This is a genomic window from Agarivorans sp. B2Z047 (genome assembly GCF_023373605.1).
In the GTDB taxonomy this organism is placed as follows: domain Bacteria; phylum Pseudomonadota; class Gammaproteobacteria; order Enterobacterales; family Celerinatantimonadaceae; genus Agarivorans; species Agarivorans albus.
This window is the reverse complement of record NZ_CP088080.1, coordinates 2,289,891-2,309,736: the sequence shown is the minus strand read 5'-3', so window position 1 is coordinate 2,309,736 and position 19,846 is coordinate 2,289,891. Positions and strand designations below refer to the sequence as shown.

Genomic DNA, 19,846 nt, shown 5'->3' with positions numbered 1-19,846 from the left:
TTGCCCGCTAGTTTGGAGTAGTCATGACTTATTCGCTGTACCTTGCTCACATCAACGATACCCACTCTCATTTTGAACCTACTTTGGTTCATTTTGAAGTGACAATAAACCAAGAGGTTTACCAAGTAGACGCATACTGCGGCGGGTATGCAAGGTTAGCTACAGCGGTAAAACAACACCACGCCTTGGCAACACAAAATAATAGCTCAAGCCTGTTTTTACACGCTGGCGATAGCTTTCAAGGCAGTTTGTATTTTAGTCAGTTTAAAGGTGAAGCTAACGCTCATTTACTCAATTTGATGTCGGTAGATGCCATGACCATCGGCAATCATGAGTTTGATCTTGGCAACGCTCCGGTGTCTAAATTTGTTGATCAGGTTAACTTCCCCTGCCTTGCTGGCAACATGGATTTAAGCCACGAAGATCAGCAAAAGCATTTACCTTTAGCACCCCATAACAATCTGTATTACTACAACAACGAGCTGGCCATTGCTAACTATCTGCTTAAGCCCTTAGGCGACCAGCAATTAGCCATTGTAGGCATCACTCACGACCAGATGCACAACATTGGTTGCCCCGATGCCGACTGCCATTTTTTGAACGCCATAAAAACTACCCAAGCCACGGTTAAGCACTTAAAGCAACAGGGTATAAATCACATCGTCATACTTAGCCATTTGGGCTATGACGGCGACATTGCCTTAGCCAAAGCCGTAACTGGCATAAGTGTGATTGTTGGTGGCCACTCACACACATTAACCGGTGAATTTGACCATTTGGGGCTAGCAAGTACCGGAAATAACGGACAATGGCAGAATGAGTGCTTAATACTGCAAGCTGGTAAACATGCAGAATCCATAGGTTTAAGCTGCTTACACTTTGATAAGAATGGCAAGGTTATTGAGCTTGAAGGCGGGACCCAGTTTCTTATCGATGATAACTGGCAAGCCAAACAAAACGGGCAGATAGTTTGCAATGAAACTCGCCGTCTCATTAGCGACTATTTGGCTACCGCACCAGGGCTATTAAAGTGCTCTGATGATCAGCAAATCAGCGAGATCATCAATCAACAATATCGTCCAGTGGTTGAACAAATGAAAAGCCAACTAGTGACCATGCTCAGCCAGCCTTTACGCCATAGTAGAATGCCTAATAAAGAACTACCCAATGGCAGTGAAATTGCGCCGCTGATTTGCCAAGGGTTTTACCAAGCTTCTGCTGCCAAGCTTCCAACCGATTTTGCCTTGCACAATGCTGGCGGCGTTCGCGTATCGCTAAAAGCAGGCCCGTTGAGTAAAGCAGATATTTGCGGTCGTTTGCTGCCCTTCGAAATAACCTTAATGAGTTATTTAATTAAGGGCGAAGATTTAGCCATGGCCATTGAAGGTGCCATTAACAATGCCACTAACAACGGCTTAATGGGCACTGGAGATGGCAGCTTTCCCTACTTTTACAAACTGCGTTATAGCTACCAAGCCCACAAGCCTCCGGGCCAGCGCGTTAGCCAAATAAAACTTGAAGATGAGCAAGGCTGGCAAGCTTTGCAGCCACAGCGAGTTTATCGTGGAGTGTCTTCTGCCTACACCTTGGCAGGAAAAGAAGGCTACGACGCATTGTTAAACAGCTGGGAACATCACGATTTAGAGCTCAGCATGAGCGACAGCTTTGTTGCCTTTGCCAGTAGCAAACAATATTTGGTTTAATACCAATCGTACTAAATTGACTAAGTGAAAAGGAAAACGCCAGTGATTAGAGCCATGACCCAAGCCGACTTTAGTGCATTTTGGCCAAGCTTTAAGGCGGTAATACAGGCGCAGCAAAGTTACGCTTTTGAGCCAGACATGAGCGAACAACAAGCCTTTCAGCTTTGGTGCGAGTTGCCGCTAAAAAGCTTTGTGTTTGAACACAACCAGCAAATTCTCGGGGCTTATTACATCAAACCCAATGCCATGGGTCCCAGCAAACATATTTGTAACTGTGGCTATATGGTAAGCGAAGCAGCACGTGGTAAAGGCATTGCGCGTAAACTGTGTGAACACTCTCAAGATATTGCCTTAGAACTCGGTTTTAAAGCGATGCAGTTTAACTCTGTAGTTGCCACTAATACCGTTGCTATTGCGCTTTGGCACAAACTCGGCTTTGCAACTATTGGCACCATTCCAAAGGCCTACTTACACCCCAAGTTAGGTTATGTAGACAGCTTAATCATGCACAAACAATTAAGTGATTAAAGCTGGATTGAGACACCCATAATCTGCCTGCTTAAACCTTGCAGGTTTTTTAGTAGCTTAATCTTTAGCAATTGCCTTTCTTAAACCTATTCTGCTGTGCCCAGTAGGAAAGTTGTCGAAACGGGTAAACTCGCGAAACCCTAAGCGCTCATAAAACGCGGGTGCTTGCCAGCTTTGGGTCCATAACCATAAACCACTCAGGCTTTTGTCTCTGGCATAGTCTTCGGCTTGCTGCATTAGCTGCTGGCCCATGCCTTGGCCGCGGCAGCTATCATCCACCCACAGCTCGTCTATGTATAACCAATCCCAGAGTAAGTCTGCGGTAAGCGCGGCAATAAGTTTTCCCTCTGCATTTTGCAGCGTCCAATTTAAACGCTGCTTGTGATACGCCGGCGCGTCTTGTGATTGACTATGCTCTTCAAACCCTGCAGCCAAGGCGGAGTTAAGCATCGGTGCTAATGCCCCTGTCGAAAACTCAAATTTAGCCATTACTCTCCCCCTGCTTTAAACTGAACCAACACCACTATTAATTCAGCGAGTAAGTGTAACGCTCTCGGTTATGCAAGTAAGCTAAGTTCATCTGCATATACTTGAAAATCTTTTGATAGATGGTCACCACCAGCGCTTGTTAGTGGTTTATTTAACTAGGGTCTGTCGATCTTTTCTGATGGTTTTTGCAGCAATTTATTAGCCATTTATGCAAGGCAGTGAGTGTGCAGTTAAGTGGGCTTAATCATCACTCGCTAACGCTGAATAAATGGCTAATAAATGCTGCCCAAAGGGTTCGGATAAACGAACTTTACTCTTTGTTCAGCACTTCTTGCTTAGCCCACTAGGCTTCTAAGTGCTCGCCGCGATTAAAGCCCGCTTATCTCGAACAAAATTTCAACACCAAAGATCAACAAACCCTAGGTAATTATTAACAAAATCTAAAAACTGTTTCTCACTAACAGCCGTTGTAGTTGCTAGGTTCAACATCTACTATTTAAAACAACTTAAGGCATTCGCTTTTAGGCTTTCAATTTTAAGATAGGTATCAAGCACATGAGCAAAACCATTTTAATTACTGGTGCAACCGACGGCATTGGTTTAGTTACCGCCAAGCAATTGCTAGAGCAGGGTCATAAGGTGCTGCTTCATGGCCGTAACCCAGCCAAACTCGAGTCTGTTAAAAATCAATTAAGCGTGAATAGTGCACAAGTAGATACCTTTGTAGCCGACCTATCCAAGCTTGAGTAAGTTGATGAGCTAGCCAAACAAGTAGCGAGCAAGTACAGCAGTTTAGATGTAGTGATTAACAATGCCGGAGTATTTAACATCCCCGAGCCGCGCAATGCTCAAGGGCAAGATTTACGCTTTATAGTAAACACCCTAGCCCCATACAAGCTCACCAAAGCGCTACTGCCTTTAATGGGTAAAAGTGGTCGTGTTGTGAACCTATCATCTGCAGCCCAAGCCACAGTAGATTTAGACGCGCTAAAAGGCAATCGCCAGCTTAGTGACAACTCTGCTTATGCGCAAAGCAAGCTCGCACTTACCATGTGGTCTCGCGAATTGGGCTTAGCGCTAAAAGACAGTGGCCCAATAGTCGTATCGGTTAACCCTAAATCGCTACTAGGCAGCAAAATGGTGAAAGACGCTTATGGTATTGCTGGCGGTGATTTAAGCATTGGTGCAGATATACTAGTAAGAGCCAGCTTGTCGGAAGAGTTTAATGATGCTGCCGGCCTATATTTTGACAACGACATCGGCCAATTTGCCTCACCCCACCCCGATGCGCTAAACGCCCAGAAGTCTGGCCAAGTTGTTGAGTTAATTGAAACACTCATCCAATAATTCAAGCAGCTTAAGCGCCTTTAAAACGCCACTAATACAGTGGCGTTTGCTTTTTAACCCCTGAGAAACTTGGTGGCTAATATCCATAACAAAGCAGTCTAAAGAACTTAAATTTAAGTCGCTGCCTACCCGCTTAAAATTTATGAAAAGCTCACCGAGCTGCACTATGCTTTTGAGGTAATAGTTAATACAAATGGTTCCTCATGATACGCAACATTCTCTTTAGCCTAGTTTTTATATCCCTGCCCAGTTTAGCTTTTCAAGCCATTCACTTGGGCACTCAAGATCGTCCCCCTTATACCTGGCCACAAGATGGAAAGCCCGCAGGCCCCTTCGATAAAGTGGTGGTCTGCGCATTAGAGAGCATGGGCGTGGAATATAGCATCGACTTTTTGCCTTGGGCGAGAGCCCAATCAATGACCCAGCGAGGCCAATTAGATGGCTTTTATGCGGGTTCCCAAAATGCTGAGCGTGACAGTTACGCCACAGCCAGCCGCTTTATTGGCAAACAAAGCTGCCCCCTTTTTTAAAAAGCCTTAAAATTCAATAGAAACCGCATAAACAAAGGCCTCGGGACATATTCAAACGCGCACAACCTGCTCAATAAACAAACAAAGCTGTCCCATTTTTGTCCCATTTTGAAAAGTTTTGCCCCATTTTTGTCCCATTATTTGGGTCAAACAACAGCACTTGTACACTAGTGATACATGCGCACCAATGAGTATTTGAAGAAAAGGAATTATGGTACTTAGTTGCAATTTTGCAAAATAAGGCAATGTAATGAGTCAAAAAACCTATAGGAACAAAGTAAGTCGAATTTCACTAGCAGGTGGATTAATTGGAATGCTTACAACTAACCCCCGCCGCGCTCTTGATGAAGAAGTTAAAGATCTAAATGACCAGGGGTGGAAGGCAACACATATTCAACCTCACAAAACAAGCAATATGTTTATCGCTATGCTTCAAACTTTAACCCTATTGATCACTTTTGGTTTGTGGACATTTGGTGCAGGGTACCTAATCTTGGCCGAGAAAGAGTCGTAAAATGATCAACCAAATCATACAACAGAATTAGCCTACGCTAAAAGACAAATAGCTGCTTGATTTAATTCCACGCCCCTAAAATAGAAAAGCTAGCTATGTGCTGGCCTTTTTTATGTCCACAGAAAACACTCTTACACTAGTGATACATAAGCACAGGTGCATACTTCACCAGCTGGCGGTAGCCTGTAAAATCACAATTCTAGTTATAAGGACAGCAATGAAAGTATCAACATCAGAAATGAAACAAAATTTATGGGCGCTCACCTTAAACCACGCATGTTACAAAGGCCCAGTAATAGTTACACGCTACGGTCATGAGGAATTAGTGCTAATAAAGAAATCTGACTTTGATGAACTAACAAGTTCACACAAAAAGTTAGACAAAGTAGATTAATTGACAAACCCAACCAAATCGGTCAGCTTTCTTTTTGAGGCGTGAGAACCTCTTAGGACGGCCCAACCAGCCCCGTTAGCGTTGGCTTTTTTATGCCTGTAATTTGGCATACGCTCGACCAAGATTAATCATCTATGTGGGGAGGGCGACGAATAAAATACCTTCGGAGAATAAGTCCGCGGCTCCTAACCGTTCTCAACCTCCTGACTCCCGTTCAGATTTAGGGTTAACTTGAGAAAAAATAAGAGGTCTTAAATGGCCAATCTAACCCATAACCTGTCTATGCATAGTCTAGATATATCCCAACTTGTTGAGCCTAGGCACGATAAAGTAAAACAATCAATCGAAAGACTCTCAGACCGCGCCCCATCGCCCCCATCGCCCCCACAATGGGGGGAAATTAAAACCACGACCACCCATAAGGATACGGTAATAATACAATTAAACCACCATAAAACCCGATAATAACCCTGTATTTAGAGTCGGTATTGCAGTCGATTTATCTACACGCAACCGCTAAAAAACCATCAGCATAAGGGTAATATAAATGGAAGAATTAAACCGCGTCAGTGAAATGGAAGAATCAAACTTGGTCAGTGGAATTGAACTATCTAGGCAAATATTTGAGTTGGAACAGATTAGGGTGGTAATACTTGCCCATCCTGGAGAATTGTTTCGTCCTTACCCATTCAATAAGTGTTCAGGATTTACAAATAGGGTATATGATGTTTTAGAACGAAGGTTGAGGCCTATTTTGGGCGAAACACAGTATGTTGTTGTTTCGGGAACAGGGGAGGTTAATCCACACGGTAGAAGCACAATGGGAACAATTAGGGGCACTTACTACTAACCCTAGTAATCGGTAGTATTTTGCTTAGTAAAGCCCGCCAAGCGCGGGCTTAATAGGCATACTTGTAGATATTACTTTTTTATCACTTTACTTATTGTTGTTTTAGAGCTTGCCTTGCAGCATCGTAGATTCTAGCAATGGTGATGTTAAACACCCAACGAATAAACTGCTCTGTATATTTAATAGCGTAATTTGCGCCTTTGCCTGCGTAAACCAGCATACAGCCTAACAAGCCTTTTACTCGTTCTTGAAGTCCAGCGCTCATCTTAGCGATACTAGCAACAGACTTGGCCATGATGTCATACACCGTACCAATAATTGCACCGCCAGTTTGCAGCATGCCTACAGTTGCAGCAAAACCACCATCAACCAGCAAGGTTACGATAGCTGCACCAATTTTGTCTGCCCAACCTGCAGACCAAGTTGTTTGTAATCGATTTTGATAATTAAGCACCACTCGTTTACGAAGATTCGGTACTGTTTGGTCGTAAATGTTATCCCACGAGTGGTGGTTTGCTGTATTAACGTAACCAGGACCTGAAGTCATTGAATGCGCAGAAAGACGAATATCTTGAGTACGCTCTAATAAGTATTCCTCTCCTGTTATGGGAGCATGATAAAATGGCCAAATAGGCACCTTAGGAACAGGGTCCGCACCATGCACACAACGAAATATCTTATCTACTCGTCCAGTAGTTGCTGTAGCGAAACCATTTCGCCCTACTCGCGGCGCGCCAAAGGTATACAAATACACCTTACCTTTGAACTCTGACCTCGCTTTAATCCAATCGGCAGTAAGCCCAGCTAAGGCCCCGCCCAGACTATGACCTACACAATGAATGATGCCACTGCCACTAGTTTTAACTTGACGCAAGTAACTGGCTAGCTCAGGTTTAAAAGAAGCAAAACTGCGTTGAAAACCAATATGCACAGTACTGCCAGAGTCACTACCTGTAGTATGAGAGCTAATATCGGTGACGCCATCAGCTTTGTTAGCGGTGCCACGGATTGCAATCACATGATCGTTTTTATACTGCTGACTTTTGCCTTTTCCCAAAAGCACAAAGCCGGTTTGTTTGCGCCAGAATAAACCTCCAGAGGTGCCTTGAATAATTCCATCAGTAAGGTTGAAGTCGAAGTGTTTTCTTATTTCTGGGCTAATAGTAAACTCTTGGCCTTTTTTATATTGCTCCGATTGGTATGATAATAGCGCCAATTTAGATGCAATAGAGGGGGATATTGCAGACATTTATTAATCCTTTAAATATCATCAAACGAATTTATTACTTCATCGTTTAAGTACGCCGTAGCTTTATCATTGATGAAATAGCAGATTGACGATGCTAACTGTTCAACTTTATATTGTTCTGAATTTAGGTCTGTAGTGTCGATAACATAAGTAATTTTTTTGTTGTTTAAGTCGCAATCAAGCTGAAGTAATAAATCAGGAATGGGTGCACGAAGTGCTTGCCAGCTACTTGAACTATGCCAAATCTGATAGAGAGTATCTTTATTTTCGTAATACACACCCATTCCAACTAAGGCATTTTGACCGAATATATCTTTAGGGTAACGAGATTTAACTGTCATCTTCGGAAAAGAAAAACGGCCTTCATCATCTGTAACAGTATGCTGAAGTTGTTCTTGCCCTTTTTTGTAACCTTCATAAACAATGGTTCGAGCAATGGTCGCTCCAACAATAGGTTTACCATTTTCTGTTAAGCGCCCTTTAATTTCAGGGGACATTTCTACGTCTTGTTTAATAATTCCAATACCGAACACAGCTTGAACCTCTTTATGCTGAAAAATGACTAAACCGAGAATAACTAGAAAGCCTAACCAAACTGTCTTCTTAACAGAACCAAATAGCGAGCGTTTTATCCATATCAAGTGAAGCACTTCCAATGTCGTTGATATTTCAAGAATAAGTGGATGAAGATGCTATTTTATGTTGTCTTTATTGTCAATAAGACTTTAAGGGGTCGCCAGAAAAGGATTACACAAAAGCTGAATGACTCTGACTCGCCTTGAGGAAGAACTGAGCTAGCCACGATAGCTAACTCGTTGTTAGACATTTCTGAGTCAGTGAAATTGCTAAATTAGCATTTTACGGATTACTTTGGGTATTGAAAAACTTCCGATTAGGTAGGTAAATTCACTCATCCACAGCAGAGAAGCTTTGCTGGGAAACATACAAATCTGTGGCCAATTCTACTTGACCACTACAACAATTCGACCAGTCTATATCTGCCTAGCCAAACGCACTTAAACACTTCACTGAACCATTATTTAGTTGTTGAGTTGAGGGGTTAAGTTTGGCCTTTCGCTAGGTAGAAAAGTGGGGCGATTGCTCGCCCCACTTAGTTGTAGTTATTTGTGACTAATGACCAGTGCCATCTCGTCACCATCTGCAAATGGACTACCTTTGAGATCGCCATATTTAGCTTTAATCTCTAAACCAAGTGGCTCTAGTTCACTGGCTAGCATTTCCAAGTCGAAGTGCTGTAGCCAGTTATATACGATCCACTCGCGCGTATCCTCGAAGATGACGTATTTATCTAGAGTCACCATCTCAGGTTCGTATTTGAAGCTCGATTGCAGGCACCAATAATCTTCTGCGCTCCAAAAACCGCCCATGGCGTTTTTCTCGAGGTTTCTAGAGTCTGTTTGCGCGGCAAAGCGAGTCGTAGTGTAGACATCCAGAGCGATGGAGCCATTAGGCCCTAGTAGGGATTTGAACATACCTAATAGGGTCGCACGCTGATCTGGATTTAGGGCGCAAAGGTCACACATCACTAGTGTGATCAAATCGAACTTGCGAACGTCACTGTATTCAAGATAGTTCCCGTAGTGATATTCGATATCAAGTTTTGATTCCTTGGCCTGCTCTTTAGCGTACTCAAGGGAGTTTTGTGAGAAATCTAGACCAACAACAGTGCCTACGCCTTTAGATTTTAGGCGCTGAGTATAAAGGCCAGGACCGCAACCGAAGTCTATGGCTTTAGATTCTGCATTCAGATTGAACTCAGAAACCAACCAATCCACAGACGCATCAATAAACTCAGCGGTGCGAGATGCAAGGTTAAGATCAGGGTTTAGGTGAAACGCCAGCATCTGCTTTGCGATATGACTATCAGTCCACAATACATCAGCAGTATAAGTAGACCAAACAATAGGCTTTGCACAAGCCTCTTCGATTCTTTTGAACATTTTTTGTAATTCCGACAATAAATTAGGTTTGTCGTCCTTACTTTCGGCTTAGGTTATGTCTTTGAAATGCCGTAAGGACGCTTGGTAGAAATAGCTTGTTGAGAATGAATCATTGCTGATGCCTCCTTAGTGATGAATTGAAACCGCTGACAAAGTATCAGCTATCGTCATTGCAAACAACATGGAGTGTTGTTGAGGAAAGAAAAGTGGTTAGTAAGCACATTCAGATTAGAAAACATTATCCAAATATGCTCTTAACTGTTTGCATCGGTACCGTAGCAAACACGGAATGGGGCACTTTCGAGTTAGCGTTTTATTTAATTTAGCTTTTCAGATAAGCAAAACTTCAATCACAAGCGACTAAATGTCCGCCATGGTCGTTGTTATACGCAATTTACCAATCGTTGAAGTCTTGCCTATACATGCTCTGTGGTAACATTATCGTGTTGCCATCTACTTCTCTTGTCCCTTCATGTCGTACCATCAACGTGAAAGAAAAGATCGCAGATCTAGTGATTTGCAGCATGTGTTCGAGAGAATTGATAAAATCAGATTCTTTAATAAAAGCCATATCATCGACAAAACGGTAAGAGTTATATAAATCATTTGGTTTGTCTCCTTTATGGACTACGACAAACTTGTGTTCCAAATCGTTGCGCCATGCTTTGAAGAACGCCCACTCACCGTCTTTACGATCATTAAGATCGCTAGCAATACTATACAAAGCCAATAGTCCAGGGGATCTAACTGCTTCAAACTTCTCTCGCCTTTTATCACGGTCAAGCTGCCAAAAGCTTTGAAATGAGACATTCCCATTTGATGGATACAAATCAAACAACTCGCATACAGCGACTCCAATTTTATCAAGAATACCAAAGCACAATCTAAATGATGTCCTGAGCTTCTCTACGTCCACACCTAGCAGCTCATCATTAAATAATTCGGAAAAGCAAGACTCATGCAGTAAGTCTTCATCTTGTTCTTGAGTTAGATAGTCATAATAGAGTTTTCTTGCAAAAGAGAATTCAGACTTTAACCGATTTAAAACCATTTCCATTGGAACTATAAAGTCCCCAGCTACTCCGCCAACATTCGGTATTGTTAAGTTATCCCTTGAGCTTCCAGCGCAATGACAATACAAACCGTGTTCAGAAAGAGACAAATGATTTTCAAGACAGTACTTTCTATAATCGCTAAGTTCATTAAACTCAGCCTCTGTTTCATGACGATCTTCATTACTTCTAGTGATATTCTCTTTTAAACAAATCTCATCAATTTTCTTTTGGTGAGATTGCGCCAAATCCAGATAATAGTTAGCCCAATAGTCAGGAATTTCGGTCCCTTTACTTGCTTCCCTATACCCTGACACAATCTGATCAAGCATTTGTAATGAAAGGGTCGATGTAATTGTGTTTAACATCAATAATGTTTCGCTACGATTTACCCATGCTTGAGTACACTGAGAATTTAGACTTAATGCTTTATCAAACAACCTGAGAGCTTCGACAAGGCGGAATTGACGCTTTAGCGAGTTCGCTAAATTGACAATTAACTCATAAGGAGATTCATTTTTAGTAGTAACTGTTGCTTTTAGCGCTTTCCAATACAAATGCTTTAGCAGGACAAGCTCTTCAATAGTTTCAAATGTATGATTAAACGGGTTTGGTTCAGAGATCATACCCGACTTGGCATTTGCAAAGTTATAATAGAAATCACTATCAGGTATTAGCTCTAACATTTTCGATTGATGATCGTTCATTAGCTTGTAGCCAATGGTCACTATCTCAATGTCAGCTTTCATTGACCCAATATCAATGAACGAGCCAGCCAAATTAAAAAGCTTTAAATAATACTCAGCATTATCATTACCATTCGAGGCTTCGATAGTTTTAAGTAATTCTTGAGCTTTGGTAAAAGCTTTGGAAAAGTCACCGACATCAAGTAAAGCATAAATAGCTCGATGCTTTTCTACAAATGGATCTCCAACCATCAAACATCCCATTTTTATCCGTAATCAAAATTGCGTATAGACATAATGACTCCCACACGGTGCTAGTCTTCACATCTTCGTGGGTTAGCTAAAAACCAGAGCCATAATTAGTTTGTCAAATAACTAACCAGCAGAGGCTAGCATGAATCAACATAGCATACTTTTCATTGGGTTAGATACTCATAAAGAGTTTGTGGAAGTCGCTTATATTGAAGACCAATATGCTGCTAATCCAGTTCACTATGGCCACATTTCTAGTGCTAAAGCAGCGATTACAAAACTTACCAAGCAGTTCCAATCTATAAAGGGTCATGGGGTCAGCTCTTGCGTTTCGCAACACATTGCTTTTTGTATATAAAAACTAGCTGGCTACCTGTAACGTATTTAGAAGCGTAACAAACTTTGGGGCAGAACTGAGCTAGCCACGATAGCGAGCTCGTTGTTGGTCAGGAATGAGATAGGAAAGTAATTTCAGCTGTGATGCTTTGGCTAAACCCAAGCTCGGCATACTCAGTATTAACGCCCCTGTTATGTGACTTTATATGGTATTTCAGTAAATACAGCCCTTAAACTCAATTGCTTGCGTATCGGACAATTGCTTTAAACCATTTAACTTAACCATACCACCTCGATATATAAACGTATTCCAAACTTGCAACTGCTTGTCAAAGTAGTGAATTGGCGCAAGTAAATTTACATAGCCAGAACTCAGATAAACTTTTGGTTCATAAGCAAAAAGAAATGAGCAAATTGCCCCGCTTGATACCATATAAGAATCGAGTTTTTGCATCATTTTTTTACACAAACCCAACCCCCTATATCCCCTATTTACCGCTATGCAACCAATGATTCCTGCATTGAAGCTAACTTTACCTTGAGACATTATTCGGCTATATCCAAAACCACATGCAATAATTTGATTGTGATCTTCACTGGTTACAACATCTGCTAAGTACTCTTGAATTTCTCCGCCTTTGAATATCGCTGTGGCCATCAACCGCCCCCTAATGGCTCAGCGCCAAGCGCCGTTTGACTAAAGCCTGTGCGGTTAACCACTTCTCTGCCAACCGCTACCGAGTCCCCAACTCCATTAACTGTCACATTTAGCTGGCGATTATCTGCAGCTTGGTTATTGGTGTTGGTGATGGTTGTTGCGGGAACGCCTGCCACCGGCGCAGCCTGATTTGTTTGCTGTGCTACTTGCGCCATACCATCAATGGCTTGCTCTAATGCTTTATCGCTACCGAAGTCCCAAAAGGACTTAATTTTTCCACCAATGTCAAAGTCGACAATCTTTTTAACCATGTCCGACAAGAATACTTCAGCAAGAGCGATCCATTTTCCAAAAGCATCTTTAAAAGCCGTGCCAATATTGTTACCAAAGTTCTTGGCTGCCTCAGATAGCCCTTTTCCTGAAAACAAGTCTTCAATAAATTGAAAAACAGAGGTAAAAATGTTCTTTAGAAACTCAAGTTGTCGCTTGGCTTGTTCGACTAACTCATTCCAAAGCTCACCCCATTTAATTTCTCCCAAAATGCCACTGATGAAAGCAATCGTCTCTTCTACCACCTTAGCAATGGCAGGGAATTTTTCAGCAAACTGGCTGGCCAAGTTTCCTATAACCGACTGCCCACCAGTAAACAGAGCCCATAAATCTTCAATAATGAGAATAAGCGCGGCAAGGACCAGCCCAATTTTGACAAATGGCAGCGCTGCAGCAATGGCCACCTTGGTTAAAATGCCTAACGCGCCGACAACCACCAAGGCAATCGCTCTAGTGGCATCAAGTTCGCCAGTAAACTCCGGCAGCAAGCCCAATAAGAAGCCGATAACATCGCTGACAATGCCAAAACCCATAGCAATGCCGCGCACAACTTGTTCAACACTGCTGGCAATGATTTCCTTGTTAGCAACAATAAAATCAGTCATGCCATTTGTTACTGCGCTAAGCTCTGGCAGCAGTCCAGCTGCAATAGCAAAAGCCACACCAAGCGCGGCTTTTTTTAAATTATAAAGTCCATCTTGAAAAGCGGCAGCATCCTTTTTGGTTTCCTCGGACAGTACGCCGCCTAATGCGCGTGCTTCCTCTCTAAGTGCAGCAATGCCATCACGACCTTCCGCAATCAGACGCAGCGTTCCTTGAGATAGCCCCAGCTGTTTACCTAACTGCAGCTGTTCGGTTCGGCTAAGCCCTTCCATACGCTCGGCCAAATCTTCTAGCATTTTGTCGGCAGGCCCAAGATTGCCAAATTCTTCAGCTAATTTGGATATGTCACCGCGCAGCTCAGCACTAGAGCCACCAACACGCTCCATTGCAAACTCTAGCTCTTGCAGTGACTCGTAAGTGATGTTGTTCTGGTCTGCAAATTTTCCCGCCTCATCAGCAGAAGCTGCAAAGCTAAGAACAAATGCGCTTATAAGACCCTGAGCAACCACAATGCCAGCGGCAAGCTTTTTAGCACTATCTTCCATGCCGCGCATGGATTTATTAAAGCCCTCTGACTCTCGCTTTACGCTAGGGTCGCTTTTAAGGCCGAGTAAGGTTATCAACTCATCGACGATCATGTTCTCTACTCGCTATTACATGCTGCTCCCAGCTTATCCAGTCTTGCAGCTCTAACATGTCGTGCATGTCGTAGATTTCCTGCCAGGTGTACTTCCAATCTTGGATATCTCGATAGGTCGCTAAGCCCGCTGTTACAACACGCCCGATAAGGTAAACGGCGTTCCAGCTATCTGGAATGGGTACGCCTTGCGGTCGCCTACCACTGTATATAAGCGGCTCGCGGGTTATCCGAAAAAAACTTTGACGTTGGCGCTGATGGCCCAGATGATTAATTGAAAGGTATTCTTTGGGTGTTCTTCTAAGTGTTTGTTTAGTTCATCTTCATCACCAAGCATTACCTGACCAGCCCAGACTTTTCCATGAATGGCTTCCTTGGCTAAGCTGTGAAGCTTTTCAGCATCAACCTTTGGTATTGAATCCGCCAAAACACCAATAAGCTTATCCATTGACTCTTGGTTTTTTGTGTCTTTGGCAAAGTCTTTGATGCCTTCAAGCCCCAGCTCACCACTAGCAACGATGGGGGCCAATGCCTGCGCCACCTTGGCAGCAAAAAGTGATTGCTGCATTGGAGGTAGCAACATAATTTTATATCGCTGTTTGTTGATCGTCTTCTCTTCAAACTTAGCCATTCCCACTCCTAAATGGTTTCAGTGATTTTTTCGATATTAAAAATAACGGTTTTGACTTGCTGAACCTTGCCACCTGTGGTGCTCTGACCAATGCTTTGGATTGAACACCCTTGCAGAGATACGGGCTCACCAACACCGGTCACCAATTGAATAGAAAACGTCTTTGCACGAAATGTCTTCTGGTTTCGCCAAAGTGTTTTTAACTGAATAAGGCTTGCAGAGCCTGGCTTATAGTCAACCTCAAGTTGTCCGGATTGGTCAGTAGAAAATGACGTGGTTGACTCATAAGTGCCAGTGGTAATGGCTGAGCCTTCCTCGTTGGGAATAAGGCGAATAGGATCGCCCTCAAAAAGCCCGACTTGCGGGATTAAATCTACAATTACAACCGTTAGTGCTTGGTTGTAATTACGCACTAAAACTGACATCGCTAACTCTCCTAATCCTGCGCAATAACATTGATAGAAATACTGTGGTTAGCACCAGCTAGCTGCAGGTTAATTTGCATCGGTGGACCAATACGAGAAGCGCGGTCTGCATCCGTTTGACCACTTAATTCACCTTGAATTATTTCATAAGCAGGGATCACAATAGTGCTGCTTGTGTCATCAGGATCGATGATTTCTCGGTCTGCTAGCGTGCCGTTGGTAACATAGCGCTCACACACAACCACTGCCGCATCGCGTTGAATCGCTTGGCCAGTTGGTGTTAATGGCACTTTTCCGTTGCGAAGATAGACGTTAAGCATGGCCACCTCTAACTCTTCAGTAAAGTTATCAAGGTTGATTAGGTCATCAATCCACCAATTGGGGTTAACCTGGTCACCATCGCGGAAGGTGCGCGAGTTACTGCCAATAAGCGTAAACGAGTTATAGCCCTTACTTTGCAGCGTGATCCACTGGGTTGTTGAAAGGCCAACAGTCGCAACACCTGGTAAATCTTTAAACTTGGCCGTGATAGCAGTGTTAGCACCGGCATAATCAACGCCCAGCATACGCGCCAAAATTGACACCTCAGGGTAATATTCAGCGTTATCGTGATAAGCTGGAGCAATAGTGCGCGTATAGCCATTTTGAAAAAGTACCGGCCCGATATCTGTTGAAGTATCCGCGTCCCATGCTAACGGGTCATTAGAAGTTAAACCTAAAATAGCACGGCGGGTTTCTGCCCACCCTGCTGCGTCGATGGCATCTTGAGAATCTCGGTAGGCTTCATCAAGTGTCCAAGCATAAACAAATTGACCGCTGCAACGGGCTGCATCTTCGATAAGTGAAAGCTCGGTAATAAAGTCAGTCGGCGCATAACCAATGACCACGGTACCGTCTACACCATTTAAAAAGCCATCACCAGATACATCGGTGCCGGTGGCAGGATCAACTGCATCCATTAATGAAACGGTAGAGTCATCACCCGCCGTTGGTGAAGTAATGATAAGCACTTCACCTTCTGCTTCAACGATGGTGTTAGCCACTTGAGATTGCAATGCAACCTCAACAGTTAGCGCGATGTCATCCAAGTCAGTATCACTTGAGAAATCAAGTCCGGTGATATCATAATTCGTGCCATCAATAGCAATGGCAAATGAGCCATCAGTTATCGCATTAAGCGCATCAACATTTACACTGCGGGTTTTCAAAAAGCCCGATTGAGGATCGCTAAAGGCTTGAGCCACCGCCATAGTTTTAGAGCGGTTTCGCTGAGAGAAGAACTCACGCCCTGCTTTCCATGGCTCAGAATTAAGACCAAAGTCGTCTTCAATGCCTTGAATGTTTTGATAATAACGGATACGGCCAGCGCCATGCGTCAGCGGACCAGTGTTAGAGACAAATACCAACACTGACAAGTCTGTAGCCTGTTCAGTTTGCGCTTTTGATACTTGTACAAACACATCAAGCGACCTAGGTAAAGACTTATTGCCACAGGCTACAATTTCAGAGATAGATGGCATTTTATGCCCTCCTAACAATTAGAGTCGACAGGCTGGTCTTTGTTGTAGACTTCGCCCTTGTCGGTTTCGTTTATGGATAAATTAAAGGTGTTTTGATACTCGCCAGTGAAATTTTCACGCAGCGTGGTGTGCAAAGTAAGTTTTGATTGCCAGCGCTGGCGCAGCGTACCAACTTCCAGCGCAGTTAAGTTGTTCGGTTCGGTAAACCCACCAAGGCCGCATAGCTTCCACAAGTCAAAGCTTCGGCCTGCCGACCAGGTTGAAGAAAGAATGCGGTTAATCACTTGATTGGAATTACCGCCAATAACTTCAAGAGTAACTTGAACAGAGTGTTGCTGGTAAATACTCTCTGTAAGACCATCTTCTGATAGCGTTGTCACAGGATGATCAAGTGGTTTAGTGTCGGTTATTTGAAAAGAACAATACGGATCCTTTGGCCTTGGCTGCTCATCATAACCAGCAGCAACAATTACTCGGCTAGTGACTAAGGCAAGCCAATCATGAAGAGCTTTTTCTAGCTCATCGAGTGTTGTCGACATCACGATGCCTCGTCAATATGTAACGATTAATGCCGCCAGTGTGTATTTCCCAGTTCTGTGTTTTCCAAAGCTTCCAAACATCACCAGCATGGCGAATGTAGGTTTGATTGGGTTCCTCTTTGTTGTTGGTCACATCATGCGCATACACCGCTGCATCTGTGTGCATTATCAGTGCACCATCACTCTCTGCACCATCTAGGTTAAGCGTTGCAATCTTATCGCCTGCTGGCTGTATAGTGGCCTTAATGAATCGGTCAGGTTCTTGGGTTGACATCCAGCGGCCTTTATCACGAACCCCTGTAATATCGAATGCGACAACCCGCGTAGCAAACAAATTATTGGCAATCCTAACAGGTAGTCTCATTTAGGCTTTCTCACAGCAAAATTAATCGATTGAACTAGCAACTTAGTATTAACAAGCGGATTGGCTGAGCCTTTTTTCTTTATGATGGTTGAAGCTGCATTAGGAGGCTCCTTTAAATCATTGATAGTTTGCTGCATAACATCAACTGCCGGCGGCCCCATTTGTTGCAAGATGTCAGCAATGCTAGCTTTCCCTTGGTTTAGCACTGGTATCAAAGATTCAGCTATAGGAGCGGTTTTCTCTATCATTGGCTCTGAAGATAAAGATATAAAAGGCCTAGCAGGTATGTTACGAGAAGGACTTCCAAAGTTATTCACCGTGGCCACTAGCAAAATAGACGTGCCGTCTTCATATTTAGCGGATGATCCTTCGCTGTTCACCGGTATCCCTACAGCCAATTGCTCTTGGCTTTCCATAGATTTAGTTAAACGCTTAAGCCATCCTGGATTAGTTCGCTTAATGCTTACCGGCATACCAACATCGCTTTTCTTAAGCATTGCTTGCGCAGCGCTAAGAATTGTTGACCGTAAGGTGTCTGCCAATACCACGCATCTTTAGCATTGCTGCTAGCCGATTGCGGTACAGTAAAACCAACAGAGAGACCGTCTGCACTGGCAGAGCTAACCACTCCCATTGGGCTACTTTCAACGACTCCATCATCATTGGTCGCACTGTTGGCCTGTCGATTTTGTGACAACGCCAAATTGTGCGCGACATAAGACAGTAAAGCCTTGGCATAACAGCGCCCCCAGGCTTGCTCCGATAAATGCTCGTCTGCATCGTCAATGTAGATTTGCACAACCTCGTCACCTATCGAGCTAAACTCAGGATATAGTGCACGAAATGTTGGTAAGTCGGCATTCATTAGCGCTTACTACGCTTAGTTGAAGCAGGTGCATCACTCTTAGGTGCATCCACTTCTGCTACCGAAGAGTCAAGAGTTAGACGCTCATCTAACTCTTGATTCAGCTCTTCTGGTGCGCCTTTGGATTCAGCGTTATCCAATGATTCTAATGAAACATCTTCTTTTTTCGCTTTAGTTTCACTGTCAGAAACCACCAAGCGGCGCTGAGTAATCAACGCTTGAATTGCTTTGTTGGTTTTCAGTTGATTCCAAATTTCATCTTCAATAGAAGCGTAGGCACCAGGCAATATGCTAACCGCTTTGCTTTTGTGGCCCTTATCATTTGACGTTTGCGGAACCACAAAAGTACGGCGCTGTTTATTAAGAACAACTGGCATGTTTTCCCCTTAAATACCGTCTAGGTAAAGCGATGAGATAGGTTGGCGAATGTGGTAAGGACCAAACTTGTATGAAGCAAACAAATCGGTTTCAAAACCACGATAGAACGGGTCGAGCATGGTGAAATCTTCTGGCATTGGCATCCAGTGATAATCTGCTCGAGTATCGGTAATGCGCATGCGGTCAGTACCGCCAGCACCAGCGGCTTCTAAGTGACGAAGCGGCTTGATGTTCAGCTCTTGGCCCGTTACTTGGGTGTACACATTGTTTTTCTTAATGTACTCAAGAATGGTGATAGAGGTGTTGTTATCAAGCCCTGTTTTCTTGGTAGATATCAGTGCGAATTGCTCAGGCGGAATTTCAACTTTATCAGGGATAAACGCTTGCTTTGAGCCCACCCAAACCGCTGAAATACCGTTGTTGATATCCGCTTCAATTTGCTCGGCATCTTTATTCGCCCACTCGGTACCCGAACCGGGATCAACAACCACCGAAGCAGGAATATTAGGGTGGTCAATATAGCCCGTATAATCTAAATCAGGAAAACCATAAAAGAATACCCGCTCAATATGGCGCTCGGTAGCTTCACGCATAATTACGCCATACTCGTTCAGTAGATTCATACCTTCATGACCAAACTGAATGGCGTTTAAGTCATCACGGTCAACGTGAGCGGAAATAGCTGAAGACTCCAGCGGCACAGTGACCTTGTTCATGCCTGCGCCAACAGTTGGAATATCTTTACCATGCGAAGCACGGAACGAGCCCACACCTCGACGGTCTTTTACTTTGTAAGATGCGCTGCGTGCCCCTACGTTAATTGAGCGGTCTACCGATGCCTCAGGGACACAAGTAGGCCATAAGATCTCAGGCATAACTACATCATAGGCCGCTGTTTTAATGTCCTCAAAGGCATTAACAACGATGCCGAAACCATCAATGCCGCTAGGATTTCCAGCGGTATAGGCATTGTTGAATTTCATAATTCTTACTCCGAATAGAAAC

General features: G+C 43.5%; 21 protein-coding genes and 2 pseudogenes. 7 read left to right on the top strand and 16 right to left on the bottom strand.

Annotated features, from left to right (window positions below; all coding sequences use genetic code 11):
* Positions 1-23 precede the first annotated feature (23 nt).
* The gene (locus LQZ07_RS10690) at positions 24-1,703 is read left to right on the top strand and encodes a bifunctional UDP-sugar hydrolase/5'-nucleotidase (RefSeq protein WP_152782188.1); all 1,680 of its coding nucleotides are present in this window, start codon (positions 24-26) and stop codon (positions 1,701-1,703) included.
* A 42-nt stretch (positions 1,704-1,745) separates the two neighbouring features.
* Positions 1,746-2,231, top strand: a complete 486-nt coding sequence (locus tag LQZ07_RS10685; RefSeq protein WP_249483636.1) for a GNAT family N-acetyltransferase — start codon at positions 1,746-1,748, stop codon at positions 2,229-2,231.
* A 57-nt stretch (positions 2,232-2,288) separates the two neighbouring features.
* Here LQZ07_RS10685 and LQZ07_RS10680 read toward each other — a convergent pair whose 3' ends face one another.
* Positions 2,289-2,720: a GNAT family N-acetyltransferase gene (locus tag LQZ07_RS10680; protein WP_152782186.1), complete on the bottom strand. Its 432-nt coding sequence runs from the start codon at positions 2,718-2,720 to the stop codon at positions 2,289-2,291.
* A gap of 555 nt (positions 2,721-3,275) precedes the next feature.
* On the opposite strand from LQZ07_RS10680, the pseudogene LQZ07_RS10675 reads away from it, so the two are divergent.
* From LQZ07_RS10675 to LQZ07_RS10660, 4 genes and pseudogenes are all read left to right on the top strand, one after another.
* Positions 3,276-4,067 (top strand): annotated as a pseudogene (locus tag LQZ07_RS10675) (SDR family NAD(P)-dependent oxidoreductase).
* Positions 4,068-4,270: 203 nt separating this feature from the next.
* Positions 4,271-4,597 (top strand): hypothetical protein, encoded by a 327-nt coding sequence (locus tag LQZ07_RS10670; RefSeq protein ID WP_152782184.1) that lies wholly within the window; start codon positions 4,271-4,273, stop codon positions 4,595-4,597.
* 250 nt (positions 4,598-4,847) lie between these two features.
* Positions 4,848-5,111, top strand: coding sequence for a hypothetical protein (locus LQZ07_RS10665; protein ID WP_152782182.1), 264 nt, complete (start codon positions 4,848-4,850; stop codon positions 5,109-5,111).
* Between the two features lie 941 nt (positions 5,112-6,052).
* Positions 6,053-6,355, top strand: a complete 303-nt coding sequence (locus LQZ07_RS10660; protein ID WP_152782180.1) for a hypothetical protein — start codon at positions 6,053-6,055, stop codon at positions 6,353-6,355.
* A gap of 91 nt (positions 6,356-6,446) precedes the next feature.
* On the opposite strand, the gene LQZ07_RS10655 is transcribed toward LQZ07_RS10660, so the two are convergent.
* The 4 genes from LQZ07_RS10655 to LQZ07_RS10640 all read right to left on the bottom strand — a co-directional run bounded on the left by LQZ07_RS10655 (position 6,447) and on the right by LQZ07_RS10640 (position 11,555).
* Positions 6,447-7,604 carry a lipase family protein gene (locus LQZ07_RS10655; RefSeq protein WP_152782178.1) on the bottom strand — a complete coding sequence of 386 codons (1,158 nt, stop codon included), beginning with the start codon at positions 7,602-7,604 and terminating at the stop codon, positions 6,447-6,449.
* Positions 7,605-7,615: 11 nt separating this feature from the next.
* On the bottom strand, positions 7,616-8,245 hold the full coding sequence (locus LQZ07_RS10650; protein ID WP_152782176.1) for a DUF6795 domain-containing protein: 630 nt from the start codon (positions 8,243-8,245) through the stop codon (positions 7,616-7,618).
* A 480-nt stretch (positions 8,246-8,725) separates the two neighbouring features.
* Complete coding sequence (locus tag LQZ07_RS10645) at positions 8,726-9,565, bottom strand: class I SAM-dependent methyltransferase (protein WP_152782174.1); 840 nt, start codon at positions 9,563-9,565, stop codon at positions 8,726-8,728.
* 394 nt (positions 9,566-9,959) lie between these two features.
* Positions 9,960-11,555, bottom strand: coding sequence for an LA2681 family HEPN domain-containing protein (locus LQZ07_RS10640; protein ID WP_152782172.1), 1,596 nt, complete (start codon positions 11,553-11,555; stop codon positions 9,960-9,962).
* 142 nt (positions 11,556-11,697) lie between these two features.
* Between LQZ07_RS10640 and LQZ07_RS10635 the strand changes: the two are divergent.
* Positions 11,698-11,856: pseudogene (locus tag LQZ07_RS10635) on the top strand (IS110 family transposase); the annotation flags it as partial.
* Between the two features lie 249 nt (positions 11,857-12,105).
* Here LQZ07_RS10635 and LQZ07_RS10630 read toward each other — a convergent pair.
* The 11 genes from LQZ07_RS10630 to LQZ07_RS10580 form a co-directional block, all read right to left on the bottom strand.
* Positions 12,106-12,549: a GNAT family N-acetyltransferase gene (locus tag LQZ07_RS10630; protein ID WP_152782170.1), complete on the bottom strand. Its 444-nt coding sequence runs from the start codon at positions 12,547-12,549 to the stop codon at positions 12,106-12,108.
* Positions 12,549-14,120 (bottom strand): LXG domain-containing protein, encoded by a 1,572-nt coding sequence (locus LQZ07_RS10625; protein ID WP_249483634.1) that lies wholly within the window; start codon positions 14,118-14,120, stop codon positions 12,549-12,551. Before LQZ07_RS10625 ends, LQZ07_RS10630 begins: the two co-directional genes overlap by 1 nt.
* Positions 14,121-14,345: 225 nt before the next feature.
* Positions 14,346-14,750, bottom strand: coding sequence for a phage tail assembly chaperone (locus LQZ07_RS10620; RefSeq protein WP_152786432.1), 405 nt, complete (start codon positions 14,748-14,750; stop codon positions 14,346-14,348).
* A gap of 8 nt (positions 14,751-14,758) precedes the next feature.
* The gene (locus LQZ07_RS10615) at positions 14,759-15,175 is read right to left on the bottom strand and encodes a hypothetical protein (protein WP_152786430.1); all 417 of its coding nucleotides are present in this window, start codon (positions 15,173-15,175) and stop codon (positions 14,759-14,761) included.
* An 11-nt stretch (positions 15,176-15,186) separates the two neighbouring features.
* Positions 15,187-16,695 carry a DUF3383 family protein gene (locus LQZ07_RS10610; protein WP_152786428.1) on the bottom strand — a complete coding sequence of 503 codons (1,509 nt, stop codon included), beginning with the start codon at positions 16,693-16,695 and terminating at the stop codon, positions 15,187-15,189.
* A gap of 11 nt (positions 16,696-16,706) precedes the next feature.
* Positions 16,707-17,234: a hypothetical protein gene (locus tag LQZ07_RS10605; RefSeq protein WP_152786426.1), complete on the bottom strand. Its 528-nt coding sequence runs from the start codon at positions 17,232-17,234 to the stop codon at positions 16,707-16,709.
* On the bottom strand, positions 17,215-17,598 hold the full coding sequence (locus LQZ07_RS10600) for a hypothetical protein (protein ID WP_152786424.1): 384 nt from the start codon (positions 17,596-17,598) through the stop codon (positions 17,215-17,217). The genes LQZ07_RS10605 and LQZ07_RS10600 overlap by 20 nt, the downstream gene beginning before the upstream one ends.
* The gene (locus tag LQZ07_RS10595) at positions 17,595-18,095 is read right to left on the bottom strand and encodes a hypothetical protein (RefSeq protein WP_152786422.1); all 501 of its coding nucleotides are present in this window, start codon (positions 18,093-18,095) and stop codon (positions 17,595-17,597) included. The genes LQZ07_RS10600 and LQZ07_RS10595 overlap by 4 nt, the downstream gene beginning before the upstream one ends.
* Positions 18,062-18,463 (bottom strand): DUF4054 domain-containing protein, encoded by a 402-nt coding sequence (locus tag LQZ07_RS10590; protein WP_152786420.1) that lies wholly within the window; start codon positions 18,461-18,463, stop codon positions 18,062-18,064. The genes LQZ07_RS10595 and LQZ07_RS10590 overlap by 34 nt, the downstream gene beginning before the upstream one ends.
* Positions 18,463-18,840 carry a hypothetical protein gene (locus LQZ07_RS10585; RefSeq protein ID WP_152786418.1) on the bottom strand — a complete coding sequence of 126 codons (378 nt, stop codon included), beginning with the start codon at positions 18,838-18,840 and terminating at the stop codon, positions 18,463-18,465. Before LQZ07_RS10585 ends, LQZ07_RS10590 begins: the two co-directional genes overlap by 1 nt.
* A gap of 9 nt (positions 18,841-18,849) precedes the next feature.
* Complete coding sequence (locus LQZ07_RS10580; RefSeq protein ID WP_152786416.1) at positions 18,850-19,824, bottom strand: major capsid family protein; 975 nt, start codon at positions 19,822-19,824, stop codon at positions 18,850-18,852.
* Positions 19,825-19,846: the final 22 nt, after the last annotated feature.